Source organism: Streptomyces sp. NPDC048664 (assembly GCF_040650555.1).
In the GTDB taxonomy this organism is placed as follows: domain Bacteria; phylum Actinomycetota; class Actinomycetes; order Streptomycetales; family Streptomycetaceae; genus Streptomyces.
Genome location: NZ_JBEZHK010000003.1, coordinates 125694 through 143070 on the forward strand (window position 1 = coordinate 125694; position 17377 = coordinate 143070).

The 17377-nt window shown below is 69.3% G+C and carries 14 protein-coding genes; 4 read left to right on the top strand and 10 right to left on the bottom strand.

Annotated features, from left to right (window positions below; translation table 11 throughout):
- Positions 1 to 3 precede the first annotated feature (3 nt).
- From AB0C59_RS04275 to AB0C59_RS04295, 5 genes are all read right to left on the bottom strand, one after another.
- Positions 4 to 1212, bottom strand: a complete 1209-nt coding sequence (locus AB0C59_RS04275; protein WP_363000842.1) for an acetylornithine transaminase — start codon at positions 1210 to 1212, stop codon at positions 4 to 6.
- Positions 1209 to 2126, bottom strand: a complete 918-nt coding sequence (argB, locus tag AB0C59_RS04280; protein WP_363000844.1) for an acetylglutamate kinase — start codon at positions 2124 to 2126, stop codon at positions 1209 to 1211. Before argB ends, AB0C59_RS04275 begins: the two co-directional genes overlap by 4 nt.
- Positions 2123 to 3274: a bifunctional glutamate N-acetyltransferase/amino-acid acetyltransferase ArgJ gene (argJ, locus tag AB0C59_RS04285; RefSeq protein WP_363000846.1), complete on the bottom strand. Its 1152-nt coding sequence runs from the start codon at positions 3272 to 3274 to the stop codon at positions 2123 to 2125. Before argJ ends, argB begins: the two co-directional genes overlap by 4 nt.
- Positions 3271 to 4299, bottom strand: a complete 1029-nt coding sequence (gene argC / locus AB0C59_RS04290; RefSeq protein ID WP_363000848.1) for an N-acetyl-gamma-glutamyl-phosphate reductase — start codon at positions 4297 to 4299, stop codon at positions 3271 to 3273. Before argC ends, argJ begins: the two co-directional genes overlap by 4 nt.
- A gap of 80 nt (positions 4300 to 4379) precedes the next feature.
- Positions 4380 to 5162, bottom strand: coding sequence for a hypothetical protein (locus tag AB0C59_RS04295; protein ID WP_363000850.1), 783 nt, complete (start codon positions 5160 to 5162; stop codon positions 4380 to 4382).
- 153 nt (positions 5163 to 5315) lie between these two features.
- Here AB0C59_RS04295 and AB0C59_RS04300 point away from each other — a divergent pair, with 153 nt between their 5' ends.
- Positions 5316 to 5942, top strand: a complete 627-nt coding sequence (locus AB0C59_RS04300) for a hypothetical protein (protein ID WP_363000851.1) — start codon at positions 5316 to 5318, stop codon at positions 5940 to 5942.
- A 106-nt stretch (positions 5943 to 6048) separates the two neighbouring features.
- Positions 6049 to 6519, top strand: a complete 471-nt coding sequence (locus AB0C59_RS04305) for a DUF6314 family protein (RefSeq protein ID WP_363000853.1) — start codon at positions 6049 to 6051, stop codon at positions 6517 to 6519.
- Here AB0C59_RS04305 and AB0C59_RS04310 read toward each other — a convergent pair.
- A complete protein-coding gene (locus AB0C59_RS04310; RefSeq protein WP_363000855.1) occupies positions 6502 to 7089 on the bottom strand; it encodes a histidine phosphatase family protein in 588 nt (195 codons plus the stop codon). The two genes, AB0C59_RS04305 and AB0C59_RS04310, sit on opposite strands and share 18 nt — an antisense overlap.
- Before the next feature lie 158 nt (positions 7090 to 7247).
- Between AB0C59_RS04310 and AB0C59_RS04315 the strand changes: the two genes are divergently transcribed.
- Positions 7248 to 7457 carry a DUF1918 domain-containing protein gene (locus AB0C59_RS04315; RefSeq protein ID WP_363000857.1) on the top strand — a complete coding sequence of 70 codons (210 nt, stop codon included), beginning with the start codon at positions 7248 to 7250 and terminating at the stop codon, positions 7455 to 7457.
- A 45-nt stretch (positions 7458 to 7502) separates the two neighbouring features.
- Here AB0C59_RS04315 and AB0C59_RS04320 read toward each other — a convergent pair whose 3' ends face one another.
- Together AB0C59_RS04320 and AB0C59_RS04325 are read right to left on the bottom strand one after the other, a co-directional pair.
- The gene (locus AB0C59_RS04320) at positions 7503 to 8411 is read right to left on the bottom strand and encodes a hypothetical protein (protein ID WP_363000859.1); all 909 of its coding nucleotides are present in this window, start codon (positions 8409 to 8411) and stop codon (positions 7503 to 7505) included.
- Positions 8412 to 8594: 183 nt separating this feature from the next.
- On the bottom strand, positions 8595 to 9818 hold the full coding sequence (locus tag AB0C59_RS04325; protein WP_363000861.1) for a family 10 glycosylhydrolase: 1224 nt from the start codon (positions 9816 to 9818) through the stop codon (positions 8595 to 8597).
- Positions 9819 to 9989: 171 nt separating this feature from the next.
- On the opposite strand from AB0C59_RS04325, the gene AB0C59_RS04330 reads away from it, so the two are divergent.
- Positions 9990 to 10847, top strand: coding sequence for a 3-hydroxybutyryl-CoA dehydrogenase (locus AB0C59_RS04330; RefSeq protein WP_363000863.1), 858 nt, complete (start codon positions 9990 to 9992; stop codon positions 10845 to 10847).
- A 961-nt stretch (positions 10848 to 11808) separates the two neighbouring features.
- On the opposite strand, the gene AB0C59_RS04335 is transcribed toward AB0C59_RS04330, so the two are convergent.
- Positions 11809 to 12924, bottom strand: a complete 1116-nt coding sequence (locus AB0C59_RS04335; RefSeq protein WP_363000865.1) for a hypothetical protein — start codon at positions 12922 to 12924, stop codon at positions 11809 to 11811.
- Positions 12905 to 17371, bottom strand: a complete 4467-nt coding sequence (locus AB0C59_RS04340) for a hypothetical protein (protein ID WP_363000867.1) — start codon at positions 17369 to 17371, stop codon at positions 12905 to 12907. The genes AB0C59_RS04335 and AB0C59_RS04340 overlap by 20 nt, the downstream gene beginning before the upstream one ends.
- Positions 17372 to 17377 lie beyond the last annotated feature (6 nt).

Here is a 17377-nt window from a genome sequence, read left to right on the forward strand (position 1 = left end):
GTCTCATTCCCCGGATCGTCCGTCCCCGTTCACTGCGCCGAGGACGCCGGGGAGCGCCCGGAGGAACGCCGCCACCTCGTCGTCGCCGAGGTTCAGCGGCGGCATCAGCCGTACGACGTGGGGGGCGGGCGCGTTCACCAGGAGGCCGGCGTCCTGAGCCGCCTGCTGCGTCTGTTGTGCGAGGGGCTCGGTGAGCACGATACCCAGGAGCAGGCCCGCGCCCCGGACATGGTCGATCAACGGGTGGCCCAGCGACTCGATCCCCTCGCGCAGCTTCTCGCTCTGCCGCTTCACGTTGTCCAGCAGGCTCTCGGACGCGATGGTGTCGACGACGGCCAGACCCGCGGCGCAGGCGACCGGGTTGCCGCCGAAGGTCGTGCCGTGCAGGCCGGGTCCCAGCAGGTCGGCGGCCCGGCCGAAGGCGACGGTGGCGCCCAGCGGAAGTCCCCCGCCGAGCCCCTTGGCGAGCGTGACCACGTCCGGCAGGACGCCCTCGTGGGCCTGGTAGGCGAACCAGTGCCCGGTGCGGCCGACGCCGGTCTGCACCTCGTCCAGGACGAGCAGCGCCCCGGTGGCGGCGGTGATCGCGCGGGCGGCCTTGAGATAGCCGGGGGGCGGGACGACCACCCCGTTCTCGCCCTGGACGGGCTCGATGACCACCAGGGCGGTGTCCTCGGTGACCGCTGCGGCCAGGGCCTGGGCGTCGCCGTAGGGGACGTGGGTGACGTCGCCGGGCAGGGGCAGGAACGGCTCCCGCTTGCCGGGTTGGCCGGTGAGCGCGAGGGCTCCCATGGTGCGGCCGTGGAAGCCGCCCTGGGTCGCGACCATGTGGGGGCGCCCGGTCAGTCGGCCGATCTTGAAGGCGCCCTCGTTGGCCTCGGCGCCGGAGTTGCAGAAGAACACCCTGCCGTCCCGGCCGAAGAGCTGGAGCAGCCGTTCGGCGAGGGCGACGGGCGGTTCGGCGATGAACAGGTTGGAGACATGGCCGAGGGAGGCCATCTGCCGGCTCACGGCGTCGACGACGGCGGGGTGGGCGTGGCCGAGCGCGTTGACGGCGATACCGCCCACGAAGTCGGCGTACTCCTTGCCGTCGGCGTCCCACAGCCGCGCGCCCCGGCCCTTGACGAGGGGCAGACTCGGGGTGCCGTAGGTGTTCATGATCGCGCCCTGCCAGCGCTGGGTGAGGCCGGCGTTGGTCTCGGTCCCGGTCATACGGCGTCCCTCTCGTCCCTCTCGTGCTTGTCGGGCACGACCATGGTGCCGATGCCCTCGTCCGTGAAGATCTCCAGCAGGATCGAGTGCTGGACCCGGCCGTCGATGACCCGGGCGGTGTTGACGCCGCCCCGCACCGCGTGCAGGCAGCCCCGCATCTTCGGCACCATCCCCGACGACAGGTCGGGCAGCAGCTTCTCCAGCTCGGAGGCGGTGAGGCGGCTGATCACCTCGTCGCTGCGGGGCCAGTCCTCGTAGAGGCCCTCGACGTCCGTGAGGACCATGAGGGTTTCGGCGCCCAGTGCCGCAGCGAGAGCCGCAGCCGCCGTATCAGCATTGACGTTGTAGACATGTCCGTCGTCCTGACTGCGGGCAATGGAGGAGACGACCGGGATACGGCCGTCGGCGAGCAGCGCTTCGATGGCGCCCGTGTCGATCGCGGTGATCTCGCCCACCCGTCCGATGTCGACGAGCTCGCCGTCGATCTCGGGCCGGTGCCGGGTGGCGGTGATGGTGTGCGCGTCCTCGCCGGTGAGGCCGACGGCGAGCGGGCCGTGCTGGTTGAGCAGTCCGACCAGTTCGCGCTGCACCTGTCCGGCGAGCACCATGCGCACGACGTCCATGGCGTCCTCGGTGGTGACGCGCAGGCCCGCCTTGAACTCGCTGACGATGCCGTGCCGGTCGAGCGCGGCGCTGATCTGGGGGCCGCCGCCGTGCACGACGACGGGCCTGAGCCCGGCGTGCCGCAGGAAGACGACGTCCTGGGCGAAGGCGGCCTTCAGTTCCTCGTCGACCATGGCGTTGCCGCCGAACTTGATGACGACGGTCTTGCCGTGGTGGCGGGTCAGCCAGGGGAGCGCCTCGACGAGCGTCTGGGCCTTGGGCAGCGCGGTGTGCCTGCGGGTCGCGGTCATGACGAGTAGGCGCTGTTCTCGTGGACGTAGTCGGCGGTGAGGTCGTTGGTCCAGATGGTGGCGGTCTCCGAGCCGGCGGAGAGGTCGGCCACGATGTGCACCTCGCGGTAGCGCATGTCGACCAGGTCGCGGTCCTCGCCGACGCTGCCGTTCTTGCAGACCCAGACCCCGTTGACGGCGACGTTGAGCTGGTCGGGATCGAACACGGCCTTCGTCGTGCCGATCGCGGAGAGCACCCGGCCCCAGTTGGGGTCCTCGCCGTGGATCGCGCACTTGAGGAGGTTGTTGCGGGCGATGGAGCGGCCCACCTCCACCGCGTCCGCCTGGCTCGCCGCGCCCACCACCTCGACCTTGATGTCCTTGCTGGCGCCCTCGGCGTCCCGGATGAGCTGCTGTCCGAGGTCGTCGCAGACGGCGCGGACGGCCTCGGCGAACTCGGCGGTGTCCGGGGCGATGCCCGAGGCCCCGGAGGCGAGCAGCAGCACGGTGTCGTTGGTGGACATGCAGCCGTCGGAGTCCACGCGGTCGAAGGTGACCTCGGTGGCGGCGCGCAGGGTGGCGTCCAGCATCTCGCTGTCGACGTCGGCGTCCGTGGTGAGGACCACCAGCATGGTGGCGAGGCCGGGAGCGAGCATGCCGGCTCCCTTGGCCATGCCGCCGACCGTCCAGCCCTCCTTGGCCACGACGGACGTCTTGTGGACGGTGTCGGTGGTCTTGATGGCGATGGCGGCCTTCTCGCCGCCGTGCTCCGACAGCCGGCCGGCGGCGGTCTCGACGCCGGGCAGCAGCTTGTCCATGGGCAGGTGCACGCCGATGAGTCCGGTGGAGCAGACGGCGACCTCGATGGCACCGACGCCGAGCACGTCGGCGGCCTTCTCCGCGGTGGCGTGGGTGTCCTGGAACCCCTTGGGCCCGGTGCAGGCGTTGGCGCCACCGGAGTTGAGGACGACGGCGGAGAGCCGGCCGGTCCTGAGCACCTGCTGCGACCACAGCACCGGGGCGGCCTTCACACGGTTGGAGGTGAAGACGCCCGCGGCGGCGCGGCTCGGCCCGTCGTTGACCACGAGGGCCAGGTCCGGGTTGCCGTTCTCCTTGATCCCGGCGGCGATGCCCGCGGCCCGGAACCCCTGTGCTGCCGTGACGCTCACGGTGCGACTCCGATCGTGGAAAGCCCGGTGGTCTCGTCGAGCCCCAGGGCGATGTTCATGCTCTGGACGGCACCGCCCGCGGTGCCCTTGGTCAGGTTGTCGATGGCGCTGATCGCGATGATGCGGTGCGCGGCGGCGTCGTACGCGACCTGCAGTTGAACGGCGTTGGAACCGTGGACGGACGCGGTGGCGGGCCAGCGTCCCTCGGGGAGCAGGTGGACGAACGGCTCGTCGGCGTAGGCCTTCTCGTACGCGGTGCGGACGGTCTCGGCGGTGACACCGTCGCGCGCCCTGGCGCTGCAGGTGGCGAGGATGCCGCGGGGCATGGGGGCGAGGGTCGGGGTGAAGGAGACCGTGATCCGCTCCCCCGCCGCGGCGCTGAGGTTCTGGACGATCTCGGGGGTGTGCCGGTGGAGGCCGCCGACGCCGTACGGGGACATCGAGCCCATGACCTCGCTGCCGAGCAGGTGGGGCTTGGGTGCCTTGCCCGCGCCGGAGGTGCCGGAGGCCGCGACGATCACGGCCTCGGGCTCGGCGAGCCCCGCGGTGTACGCCGGCAGGAGCGCGAGGGAGGCTGCGGTGGGGTAGCAGCCGGGCACCGCGATGCGCTTGGAGCCTGCGAGCGCGGCGCGGGCGCCGGGCAGCTCGGGGAGGCCGTAGGGCCAGGTCCCGGCGTGCGGGGACGCGTAGAACCGCTCCCAGTCGGCCGCGTCCCCGAGCCGGAAGTCGGCACCCATGTCGATCACGAGGACGTCGGGTCCGAGCTTTTCGGCCACGGCGGCGGACTGGCCGTGGGGCAGGGCCAGGAAGACGATGTCGTGCCCGGCGAGGATCTCGGGGCGGGTCTCGTCCAGCACCCTGTCGGCGAGGGGCGGCAGATGCGGCTGGAGCGCGCCGAGCTGCTGTCCCGCGTTGGAGTTCCCGGTCAGGGCGCCGATCTCCACCTGCGGGTGCCCGAGAAGCAGGCGCAGCAGCTCTCCCCCCGCGTATCCACTGGCCCCGGCCACCGCCGCGCGTACCGTCATCGAACCCTCCTCCTTGATGGCATGACTATACGTATTGCCGCAGCTTTATGCAATCACGTCGTCGGGGCCGGGCGCCCCCGTCAGCGGTGGCCGACGTAGGCGACGAGCCCTCCGGCGTTCAGGCCCATCGCGCATCCGCCGCGGAAGGCTTCATGGCGCATGAGCGGGGTGTGCTGTGCGTCGCTCATCGCGTACGGCGCGTGGATCCCCAGTTCCACGCCGCACAGGCACACGACGTATCCGTGCCGCAGGGCGGCCGCCTCCCACTCGGGGTCGTGCGGGACCCAGGTCCGGGAGTAGATCTCGCCGTCGGGTGTCCGCAGTTCCAGCCTGGAGTAGGTGTCTCCCGAGTAGTACGACGGTGCCGGCTGGTCATTGGGCGACTCGTGCAGTTCCCATCCGGGGACCGAGCACAGGTCGCAGCCGGGCGGCAGGCGCCGCATGCCGAAGTGGATCTCGTCGTCGTCGCGTCGCGGTGGTTCGGGTATGCACAGCTCGTCGAAGACGGCGTGCCGCCTCTCCTCGAGGCGGGCCCCGTCGTCGTCGGATCGCGGCAGGTCGGGGAACTCGGGCGGCAGGCGCCGCATGCCGAACAGGATGGCGCCTTCGAGCTGCGGCTCCTCGGGCACCTCGAGCACGGGCCCCCTCCCCATCGTGTACCACATCCCGAAGATGCCCCTGCCCCGGGCGCGCCTGAACTCGAAGAGCGCGACGGGCATGTGACGCGTGTGCGCGGGATCGAGGGTGACGGTGCCCTCCGTGGTCTCCAGACCCATCAGGACGCCCTCGAGCCGCAGCGCGGGGTCGTCGGTGAACAGGATTTGCCCGAGGTCGTCGACCTCTTCGTACTGACGCCCACTCATCTCTGCCGGCCCTCCGGTCGGTTGCCGTTCCATGTCCGGTCCGCGAGGCGGACAGGGGGGACTTGCATCATGCTATTGAAGGATCGTTGAACGATCCATACATTGGACGCGTGCACCACCAGGCCGGCGATGTCGTCGAGAGCAGGGGTGAGGGTGAACGCGGAGGAAGCGGGCAGGGAGCGGACGGGCGCGGGTCGGCGGGTGCCGGCGGTCGCCGCGAGCACCGGCGCGGCGTTGGCGCTGTGGGCGGCCTTACGTCTGATCGGGCACACGGCCTTCGTCACGCACGCCTCGTGGATCGAAGCGCTGTGCGCGGTGGCGATCCTCCTCGGCTGCGTGCTCCTGTGCACGTGCTGGTGGGTGGACTCCAGATGGCTGCTGGGTGCGGCGTGCCTCCTCGGGGTGCTGATCCTGCAGCACCTGGAGATGGACCAGCAGGCACTGCACCGGTACGGGCGTACCGAACACGTCAGGGTCCTGCGGATCGGGTGGTCCGCCGGTGACGGCATGGGCGACAGCGCCCGCCTCTACACGGTCACCGTCATCGACGGCCCCCCGTTGGCCCCGTTCGAGGAGAACGGGCTCATGGGCTGGAAGTGGGTGGTGGGCGGCACGTACACGGTGACCGTCGATCCGCAGGACCGTGTCCCGCTCAGGCGGGGGGACAGACCCGGCCCGCCGGTGGTCCAGCGGCTGCTGCAGGTCCCGCTCGGCCTCGGCCTGGCCATCGCCCTGTGGCGGCCGGCGGGCCTCCTCCTGCGCCGACGACGCGTCCCCTAGGGCCTGTCCCCCCGTACGGGCGTGGCCCGGCCCGGGAGAGACTGGGAGGGGGGCGCGTGATCGTCGCCCCCGATGCGCGGTCGTGCGGGACGTCGGAAGGGTGTGGATGAGCGGGTTCTGGCCGGTCGAGGACGTGCTGGCCCATCTCGCGGGCCGGTGGGGCGTCGAGCGTGTCGTGCGGGATCTCGGATCCGGTGCGCAGGGGCGGTTCAGCGGGACGACGGTGTTCTCCGCCGCCGCGGACGGCGCCGGGCTGGTGCACCACGAGTCGGGCACGTTCGTGTGGCAGGGCGTGGCCCGTCCCGCCGAGCGGACCCTGCGGTTCCTGCCCGGCCCCCGCGCCGGCACCTGCGAGGTGCGGTTCGCCGACGGGCGGCCCTTCCACGACCTCGATCTCACCGACGGCCGGCACGTGGCCCGGCATCCCTGCGCCGCCGACCTCTACCGGGGCGAGTTCACGGTCCTGGACGAGGACCGCTGGCGTACGGTCTGGCGGGTGGGCGGACCGGCGAAGGACCTGGTGCTGGCCACCGACTACACCCGCGAGCCCGGCCCCGCGTCAGGCGTTCAGGGGTGAGGCGGCCTCCAGGCGCAGGTTCCAGCGCCCGTTGCGGCCCACGAGCGTGAGGGTCGACAGAGGGCGGACGTCGACGCTCCAGTACATGACCGGCTGCGCCTTGAGCGCGTAGACCAGCGCGGCCCGCACCACCGACGGCTCCGCGACGGCGACGATTCGGCTGCCGTCGTCGACCGGCCGGGTGTCGAGCCAGCCGCCGACCCGGGAGATGAACGACACCAGCGGCTCTCCCCCGTGCGGGGCGGAACGGGGGTCGGCGAGCCATGCGTCCACCGCGGCGGGCTCCCGCGCCATGGCCTCGCCCAGGGTCAGACCGCTCCAGCGGCCCATGCCGCAGTCCCTCAGCGCGAGCTGCGCCAGGGGCGCGTAGCCGAGCGCGTCGCCGGTCGCACGGCTGCGCGGGGTCGGCGAGCAGTAGCGCAGCTCGGCCGCCCCGAGCGGCACCAGGTCGTGGGCGGCACGCTGCACCTCGTCCCAGCCCTCCTGGTCCAGCGGCCGGTCGTCCTCGAATCGCTCGGCGAGCAGCGAGGAACTGCGCGCGGCGGCGACGAACGTCACCCGAAGATGCATGCGCAGATCGTGCGGCGCCCGCGAGGACAGGTCAAGAAAAGTTACTCAGCGGTGACCAAGGGACGGCCGCGCCCTGGCGTTGCAGGGGGGTGCCGTCGCCGCCCACACTGGTGTGGTCGGTGGGGGACGACTCCGCGTGTGACGAGGAGGTCCATCAGATGCGCGCGACCAAGGGCGACAAGCTGGTGCAGCACGGCAGGACCGTCGGACAGCACGACAAGGTCGGCGAGATCGTGGAGGTGATGGGCACGAACGGGACGCCCCCGTACCGGGTCCGCTTCCAGGACGGGCACGAGGGTCTCTGCTCCCCGGGTCCCGACACCGAGATCCGCCACGGCAAGGACATCGGCCGGCCGGTCGGACCGTGAGCAGGCCCCCGGACCGTGAGCAGGCCCGCGGACGGTGGGCGGACCTCATTCGATGACGAAGCGTTCCTCCCGCTCGGACGCCGGGAGCGCGACCATGCCCGGGACCGCCACGAGCCCGCCCTCGGGCGGGCCCCAGCCGACCTGCCCGCCGTCCGACTCGGAATCCGAGGAGGGCGGGCTGCTGTCGATCAGCGGAGCGTCGATGTCCTCGCCCTTCCTGGGCTTGCCGGCCCGCTCGTTCCTCCTCTTGATCCCGTCCTGGAGCAGGTTGGGGTTGTCCAGGGGGATGCCGAACACGTTCGGGGCCGCTCCTCCGGTGGCGGCGGCGTAGACACCTCGGGCGAAGCTGGTGCAGTTGTACTTGGCCAGGTTGTACGAGTGGGCGTGGTTGTCGTCGATGTACTGCATCGCGTTCTCGTACTGCTCGAGGGTGAGATCGACGGTGTACCTGGCGCTCGCCTTGTCCGGCTCGTCCTTGTTCTTGTGCACGCCGCCCCGCACGGTCCGCAGGGGATTGCCCCCGCGCACGTTCTCCTGCGGGTAGAAGCCGAACGTCTTGACCCGCTCCCGGCCGCCCTCCGTCGTGTAGATGGCCACCCAGGCGTGCCCGAAGCGGCCCGCCCAGTAGGCGGGTTCGTAGCTGCTGGCCGGCTTGGAGACCTGGATCTGCATGCGGTAGGAGGGGCCGGCGGCCGCCGCCGAGGTGCCGGTGTCCGCGGCCGTCGTCGCCGTCTCCACACGCTGGACCGGGACGGCCGCGGACACGCCCGCGGCCGTGTTGCGCCCGAGGCCCGCGGAGTGCGGCAGGGAGCCCGTCCGCAGCGCGCGGGTCACCGCCGCGTTGCCGGCCGTGCGCTGGAGGTCGGCGAGCGGTACCGCGGCGAGGGGCCCGGCCGGCGCGCCCACGACATGAGAGCCGCCGCGCGGCACCTTCTTCTCCTCGCGTGCGCGCACCTGGTCCGCTCCGTTCCCCTCGGTCGCTCACGGCCGGGCCGACCAGGAGACCCCTCGCGCACCCCACCGCTCGCCGCCCGTTCTACCAGCGGGCCCGCGCCCCGGCAGGAGCCACCGGGGCAGACCTTCGGGCAGACGCCGGCGGTGCGCCGGCCGACGCGGCGGCGACCGGCGGGGCGGTGTTCAGTAGTGGTCGGCGACCACGTAGGCCATCGCGCCGATCCGGTCGGCGGCGACGTCCTTGGCGGCGAAGAACACATGGCCGCCCACCTGGGGGTAGCGCCTGGCCAGGGTGAGGTGCAGGGAGAGCTCCTCCGGGTCCTGCCAGGCGGCGGGCTGCGCGGGGTCGCCGGCCTTGTACAGGGCCTCGCCGATGTACAGGCGCACGCCGGTGCCCTGGGTGACCTGGGCCCACCAGCGGACCAGCTCCGCGTAGTCGGCGGGGGCGAAGCCGATGTTCCAGTAGAGCTGGGGGCAGATGTAGTCCAGCCAGCCCGACTTCACCCACGCCCGGGTGTCCGCGTGCAGGTCGTCGTAGCTCTGCAGGGCGCGGGTGGCCGAGCCGCGGCTGTCGGTCGCGGCGTTGCGCCAGACCCCGAAGGGGCTGATCCCGAAGCGGGCCGCGGGCCGCACCCGCTTGACGCGGGCCGCCACCTCCCGCACCAGGAGGTTGACGTTGTTGCGGCGCCAGGCCGCGCGGTCGGCGAAGCCCTTGCCGTACGCCGCGTACGCCGCGTCGTCGTCGAAGGTCTTGCCCGCGACGGGATAGGGGTAGAAGTAGTCGTCGAAGTGGACGCCGTCGACGGGGTAGCGGGCCACGGCGTCGAGGATCGCGTTCTCCACGAAGGCGCGCACCTCGGGCAGCCCCGGGTTGTAGATCATCTTCCCGTCGTGGGCCACGACCCAGCCGGGGTGCTTGCGGGCCGGGTGGGAGGCGGCCAGCCGCGACAGGTCGGTGTGGCCGGCGACCCGGTAGGGGTTGAACCAGGCGTGCAGCTCCAGCCCCCGCGCGTGCGCCTCCCGCACCGCCGTGCCCAGCGGGTCCCAGCCGGGGTTCCTGCCCTGGGTGCCGGTCAGGTACTGGGACCAGGGCTCGTAGGGCGAGGGCCACAGCGCGTCGGCGCAGGGGCGCACCTGGAAGAAGACGGCGTTCAGACCGTTGCTCACCGCCGTGTCGAGCTGCTGGAGCAGCTGGGCCCGCTGGGTGGCGGCCGTCAGACCGGGCCGGGAGGGCCAGTCGCGATTGGACACGGTGGCCAGCCACATGCCGCGCATCTCGGTGAGCGCCGCGCTCCTGGCCGGGGAGGGCGCCGCACCTCCGGGAGCGGCGGCCGCCCCACTGGCGGTGAGCGCCGACACGGCCGACAATGCGCCCACCGTGAACGCCCGACGCGACAAGCGGTCCATCTTCACCCCTCACACGCTGCGGATCCGCGCCGTCACGGACCGTCTTCGCGCCTCAGGATGCTCCCACCCGGACGATCGATCATCGATACTTGGGAGTAACGTGCACGAACGGAGCAGGCGACCGGCACCCGAACGGACCTGCCACAGCCGTACAACAACGAAAGGGACGATGTGACCGACATCGAACGCGTCGGAGTGGTCGGCTGCGGCCAGATGGGAGCGGGCATCGCCGAGGTCTGCGCCCGTGCCGGACTGGACGTGAGGGTCGCCGAGACCACCGGCGAAGCCCTGGAGTTCGGACGGACCCGCCTGTTCGGCTCCCTCGCCAAGGCGGCCGAACGCGGAAAGATCAGCGCGCAGGAGCACGAGGACGCGCTGTCCCGCCTCACCTTCACCACGGACCTCGGCGAGTTCGCGGACCGCGATCTCGTGATCGAGGCGGTCGTGGAGAACGAGCAGGTGAAGACGGAGATCTTCCAGGTGCTCGACCAGGTGGTGACCCGCCCGGACGCCATCCTCGCCTCCAACACCTCCTCGATCCCGCTCGTGAAACTCGCGGTCGCCACCTCGCGGCCCGACCATGTGGTGGGCATCCACTTCTTCAACCCGGCGCCGGTGCAGCAGCTGGTCGAGCTGATCCCCGCGCTGACCACCTCCGAGGGCACCCTCAGCCGGGCCCAGGGCTTCGCCGAGAAGGTCCTCGGCAAGCACGCGGTACGCGCCCAGGACCGCTCCGGCTTCGTGGTCAACGCGCTGCTCGTGCCGTATCTGCTCTCCGCGATCCGCATGTTCGAGTCGGGCATCGCGGGCCGCGAGGACATCGACAACGGCATGGAACTGGGCTGCGCCCACCCGATGGGCCCGCTCAAGCTCGCCGACCTGATCGGCCTGGACACCATCGTCTCGATCGCGAACTCGATGTACGAGGAGTACAAGGAGCCGCTGTACGCCGCTCCCCCGCTGCTCCAGCGCATGGTGGAGGCGGGACGGCTGGGCCGCAAGACCAGCTCGGGCTTCTACTCGTACTAGAGAGTCCGACGATGCCGCCAAGTGGCGCCGTTCCAGGGCGAATTCACCTGGATCGGCGCCCACGGCGGTAGTGCAGTCAGGTGGCCCTGGCGGCACCCACAGGCCCTCGTCCGCGCGTTGCCCCCGGCCCCGACGTGAACTGCAGGGGACATGGCGCGGTGAGCAGCGGCCACGGACAGGAATCTGGCCCTGACCTGGGGTTTTGCATCTTTCGAAGCTGTCAGGGCCTTTCCCTCTTACTCAGCGAAAAATCCCTGAAAAGTCCCTGGGACAGAGCTGAAAGTCCCTGAAAGTCCCTGGTCCCGAGCGGCCTGACCAGTACTTGTGAGCCCCACACCGGTGTCGTGCCTGGCTCACGCTGACCGAAGACGGTTCACGCCGCGTTGGCACGGAGGACTCCTCGCCGAAGATCTCCTGCGCGTGACGGACGGGTTCACCCCCGCGTCGGCGGGGAGCACCGATGCTGCTGCTCGTCCTCGCCGACAACTACCGGTGGTCCCCGCCGACGCGGGGGTGTTCCGCCGCCCACGGACCTGAAGGCGAGCGCGATCACGTGGTCCCCGCCGACGCAAGGTGTTCGGATCACTCCCTGATGAGCGTCCGCAGCAGCAGTGATACAGGACTCTCATGTGGAGTGCCGGAGCACGGCCGAGCACTTGAGCGTCTCCGAAACCCGATCCCGAGACCTACGCATTACGAGGGCCTGCAAGATCGTGACGGGTGCTACTCCGTGATCCCCCTCGGTCCAGTTTTCCCTGGTCAGGGACTTGCCAATCTCACTGACGTGCCGCGCAATCCAACAGGTGCTGCCCCGTCCGCTCACGCAATCCCGGCCCTACGCACGAGGTCGGCAGTTGACTTGAGCCGCTTCTGCATCTCCTCGTGGCGACGCCGTGTCGCCTCCGCTTTCTGCTCTTCGCGCTGGCGCTTCCTCTTGTGCTACGACCAGTTCCCCATTTGATCAAACGAGGTCGGCATGCCAAGCCGTGTTGCGGGTCAGGTATCGGTAGCCGACCCACTCCTGCGCCAGGCGCTGACCAGCGACGAGGAGGCCGACCACCTTCGCCCGGTGCGCCGCAGGCATCCACTGAACCAGAGCATGAGCCTCTCCTGCATCGATGGCCCTCTCCTTCGCACCCCGTGCGCGTCCAAGTTCCAGTAGCGCACCGTAAAGTCGCTCAGTGGGCTGGACCGTTGGAAGGCCCCGCTCACTGGCGGTCTTGGATGCCGCGTACGGGATTCGGATCCCGCTGAGGTCGAGATCGCCGAAGTAACGGATCTCCGCAATGCCATGCCTGTCCGCAAGCGTGTTGACCGATGCACGGAATGTGCCGCCGAGCCCCCAGGCGACGTACCCCAGCCGGTGGCTGTCGGGGAGACTGTGCACGAGAGACCACCAGGTAGCCGAGTTCTCGACCACGAGCAGGATGTCTCCGCCGCCGACACGTTGGTAGTAGCCGTCCCCGATTTCGGTCAGGAACGTCTCTGTGAGCAGCGGCGGGTGCGTCGTGAACGTACGCAGCGTCGTGTGCAGCCGGTCGGAGTCGCCGAAGATCGGCCCCGAGCGCAAGGTGTCGAAGGTCTTTTCCGGCATGGGAAAATCCGCTTCGCTCCCGTACGTTCCGAAGATCTCCAGAGCCCTCTCCCGGAGCGGCACAGGGAAAAGGTCCGGATCGCTCATCAGCCAATGGTTGACGGCGACGTACGCCGAGCGCTGCTTCGAGGTAGCCGTCGGCCACTCCCGGGCGAGCTGGTAGAGATCGGGGTGCCAATGCGGCATGGACGGTACGGGGGAGCGCGGGGGTGCAGTTGCGCAGAGCCAGATCTTGAGAGGCAGGGACACTTTGTCCCGGGTACGTTGTTTCATCTGCTCGATCAGGCTTTGCTCTTCGAGTTCGTCCAACAGCCTCGACATGAGCAGGGGTTCGAATTCGCCCTCCGGATTGCGGTTGTTCACCTTTCGGAACGCGATCCAGATGTCGTCCAGCACGACGCGCGTCCTGCGTGCGCCGTTCCAGCCTGCCTCGGTAGCACCGGCTCTGAGGTGCCGGATGAACTCACTCTGCCTGTGCTTCACGGGTGTCTCCGTCCTCCGTCTCTCGCTTGAAGACTCTGGTGGTGGTGACGTTGCCCGTGCCGTCCGGTTCTGCCAACTCGTCGAGCGCCTCCTGGACCCGCTCGGTCACGGTCAGGTACTTGCGCCCTGCCCGCAGATCAGCGTCGTTGCGCAACCTCAGGATGAGGGGAAAGCGTTTCAGAGTGCCGTCGTCGGACAGCCCTGTGGTGTAGATGAGTTGCACACCCAGTGCCTCGGCGACCTTGCGTTGGAGGGCGAGCAGGTAGTCCGCGTTGGCCCGGCCGATCGGGTTATCGAGGAACAGGACACCGGAGTACGTTTCCCTCTCCCTACCCCGGTTGCTCGCCCGCAGGGCGGCCATAGTGCAGTAAAGGAGGATGGCCGCCGTAAGGTGCTGGCCGCCCGAGAAGACGTCCTTGATCTCGGAGACTCTGATGCGTTCGTTACGCAGCACGGCGTCGGGCTTGAGCATGTCGATCCGGAACCCCCTGGGGACGGCTGCCCTCACACCGGCGAGCAGCAACGACATCCCGTCCCTACGCACAGACCGCCCATCCGCGGTGCGGCCCTTCGCCGCCTCGTCGATGACCTCCCCGATGTGCAAGTGCGCGGTATCTTCTTGTGCCGGGGTGAAGCGGAAGCGGAGGAATTCCTGAGCGGCCCAGTCGTCCAGGCTGGCCGGCAGCCGCGACATCCGCTGTGCCTGACGCAGCAGGGCCAGCGCCTTGTCGACCTGTGCCTTGAGGTTGCGCACGATCAACGTGCGGTGCCGCTCCGTCTGGTCGATCTCCTCGCTCAGGGCGCGCAGGCGCGGCCTGAGAGCGTCGGACCACTCCGTGGCACGGGCCGCCACCGTTTCCCAACCCGCGATGCGAATCTGTGTCTGCACCCGAACGTGCAGGTCTTTGAACTCCTCGGCGCCGGCATGATGTGTGAGCCTCTCCGTTGCCGCCCGTAGGGTCTGTTCGTCAGTGTGGGCATTAGCTTCGCGTGTCCTACGCTCCTTGGCCAGCCGGGTGGCAACGTCCTGGGCAGCATCCGCGTCCCCCTCGTAGGGGGCGATGTCAGCGGCTTCGCCGTCGCCCTCGGACACATCCTTGGTGAACCCGTCGACGATAAACTGGAATGCCTTGGCGGATGCCTCAGCACCCTCCAGTTGATGCCCGAGCCGGGTGTGCGCTTCCTGCTGGGCCGCCACCTTACGAACGCTCGACGTCTCCTGTCGGTCGGCCTCCTCAACAGCTCCGGAACAGGACTCGATATCGGCTGGGTATTCGGGAAGCTTCACCGGGGTCGTCATGCGGCCCTGAGCAGTTGCCAGTTCGTCCGCACAGCGCGACGCGGCCACTGCCGCCTTGCGTACCGCGGTCTCAGCTTCCCGCATCGCCTGGTCCGCGCTCTCCAGAGCCGTCGCCCGTGCCGCTTCGTCGGAGCCCTCGGGACTCTTCAGTAGTGTGGCCGCCCTGCCGCGCAGTTCCTCGGAAAGCTTGAAGTAGCCTTGCTTCGCTTTGGCGGCGCGTTCGTTGGCTCGCTCACACTCTTCCAACAAGTCGCTCCCGACCTGAACACGGAGATAGCGTTCCGCGGCCTGGTCGTACGTGCTCCGCAGCAACGCCGTGGAGAGTTCGGGGACAGGATCGGAACGGAGCACGTCCTCGCTCCCGGGCAGTTTGGCCCGTTCGTCGTTGACAGAGTGTACGGTGCGCTGGTACTCGTCAGCTCTGCGTTGATGCAATGTGACGAGCTTCTGCAGCTCGACGACTTCGTCCTCCGCCTGACCGGCGGCTTCCTGGCGCTCCCTCATCCTCTCCTTCTCGGACGAGGCATGTTTCGTCCATTCCGGCAGGTGGCTGTTACGGTCGGCGAGTTCTTTGAGCCGGTCAAGCCGTTTGGTGAGCGAGTCCCGAATCTCGCGTAGAGGTGGGAGCTCCTCTTTGATCTTCTGCCGGCGTTCCTGGAGCGTCCCCAGCACTTCCTTGCGTTCCGTCACCCTCGCATCGGCGGCCGCGAGCTCCCGCACCACGCCTGCGTGTTCTTCCGTCAGCTCGGTGATGCTGCCTTCGGGGTAGCGCGTGCACCAGTCCGTGAGAGCGTAGGTCAGGTTGCCGTCCTGCTCGATGCGAGCCGTCAACTCTTCGGCACGAGCGCTGCGCACGGCGTGCCGGGCAGCGATCGCCTCGTGTTCGGCGGCCGCCGCGTCCACGTCGTAGAGGGCGGGGTGAGGTGGGATCACCACCTCGACGCCGTCTGTCAGCGCGGCCTCGGGGTCGGTGAAGGTCCTGGTTGTCGCAACCGACACGAAGACAGTCGGTTGGGGACGCAGTGCCGTGAGCACGTCCCGGGCCCGGTCGATGTCAGCAGGATCATGGAGAAGGATGCCCGAGGCCAGGTGCGGCAGCCGCTCCACGATGTCGCGCCGCCGGTCGGTATCGGGGATGGCGGCGAGGTAGCGCCATCCCGGGACCGCAACCACTTTGGCGTCCTCAAGAGACTTACAGGCGTCGGAGACCACTTGGGCCGGCGGCAGGAGGTCGCCCGAGGCCAAGGCGTGGCGTGCCCGTTCGTCGATGGACTCGGCGACCCTCAGCTCGGTCCGTTCTCGTTCGGCCTCAAGGCGTGAGGCGTTCAACGCCTCCAGGAGCGCGGCGACGTCGCGTTCGAGGTCGATGCCCGGCACGTCGAGGAGCGCCACGAGCCGGGGGTTCGTCTCCAATCGCGCTGCCTGTGTCCGGACCTCGTCCAAGCGGCCCGAGAGCTGCTTACGGCGCCCACGCAGGTCACCCGACTCCGACTCGGCCTTCCGTAACTCGTCCTGCGCGAGGGCCTCTCGGTCTGCGAGTTCCGCCCATTCTCGTTCCAGGTCAGTCACGCGCTGGGCTGTGTTGTCGCATTGTTCCTGAACGGTCTCCACGGTCCGGGACAGCGCGGCGGCGTCATGGAGCAGACCGTCGGAAACAGCTGCTTCGATGTCCTTACGCAGACACGTGATCAGCTGGTCGAACTGGGCGGCCGCATGTTCGGCCGTCGTAGCGGCCCGGTGCGCCGCGCGGGCACGCTCTTGTGCCGCACTCTTCTCCTTCTCCCGAACCGAGACCTGCTTCAGGTCGTCGGAGGCGCTCTGAGCAGCCGCGTCAGCCGTCGCCCACAGGCTGCGGGCCAGACGGCGGGCTGCGCCGTCGCGCTCTTCTAGTGCCGGGCGTGCCTTCTCCTCTGCGGCTCCAATGAGTTCAGTCAGTGTCTTGACCTGGGCGGTGCTGTCCTCGTACTCATGCACGGTCGAGGTCTCTTGCCACGCCTTCACATGGTCTCGCGCCCGGGACAGTCCCTTCTCCCTCGCCGCCAGCTCCCGCTGAGCCCTCTCGTGTTTCAAGTCGGCCAAATGGCGACGGAGTTCAAGGACGATCGCCTTGGCGCGTTCAGCGGTGACCGTCAGCTTCTTAAGTTCATCTTCCGACTTGACGAGCTTTGCCCGCTGCCCGAGCACCACATCGTGCTCGTTTCTCGCACGTACCCGAATCCGTCCGCCCAGTTCCGCTACATCACGAGCGGCCTCCTCCGCTCGGCGCCGGGACTGCCGGGCGGCTTCGGCCTGTTCGGCGATCGGGCCCAGGAGTTCGAGTGCACGGGCGACGAACTCCCGCTCAGTGACGAGCAACCCACGGCCTGCGAGCCGCTCCACATGTTCGGTAACCAGCGCCGCTAGGTCGTCCATCTCATCGGCCTTGACGATGGCCCGCAGCAGAAAGTCGACGAACTTCACGTCCGAATCGAGCTTGAGCCAGTTCGCCGCTTCACCTTCGTCGACGTTCATCTCCCTCTGGTAGCGGAAGAGCTCGGGGTCGAGTTCGAGCAGCTGTAGCCGATTGGTCCAGTCGCCCTGGTGCCGTGTCCAATACAGGGCCAGGCTCTGGTCTGCCGCGTACGCCTCTTGAAGCTCGTCCCGGTATGTGTCCAAGGTGCGCGACTTCGCGCCGACCGCCATCGGGAGGGTATCGAGGTTGATCTCGTCACTGGGCTGCAGGCAGTACCAGCGTTCCCGCAGGTTGTCGGAGACTTCGGAGGCGATCTGGTTGCGCCAGGCCAGCACCTTTCCGGTGAGCAGCAGCTCCCCGGTCAGCGGGTTCATCCATTCGAGGACGATGTGGGAGACGTCCTTGGGCATGACGAACTTCTCCACGACGCGCGTGTTGGTCGTTCCCACTGTGTGGCGACGTCCGGGAAGGACGACGGAGAAGACGAGCTTGAGCAGAACGGACTTGCCGCCCCCGTTCTCCAACAGAATCAGGCTGGCAGGCGAGGGCCGATAGGTCGTGGCGGTAGTGTCGAAGAGGGCTCCTTGCTCGGCGCCCACTGGGCGCCCTGCGCCACTGAGGTCCATGGTGACGTCGTGGAAACGGGCACCGGCCGGTCCGACCGTTCTCAACCGGACACGGGACAGCTCGTACATGGATAC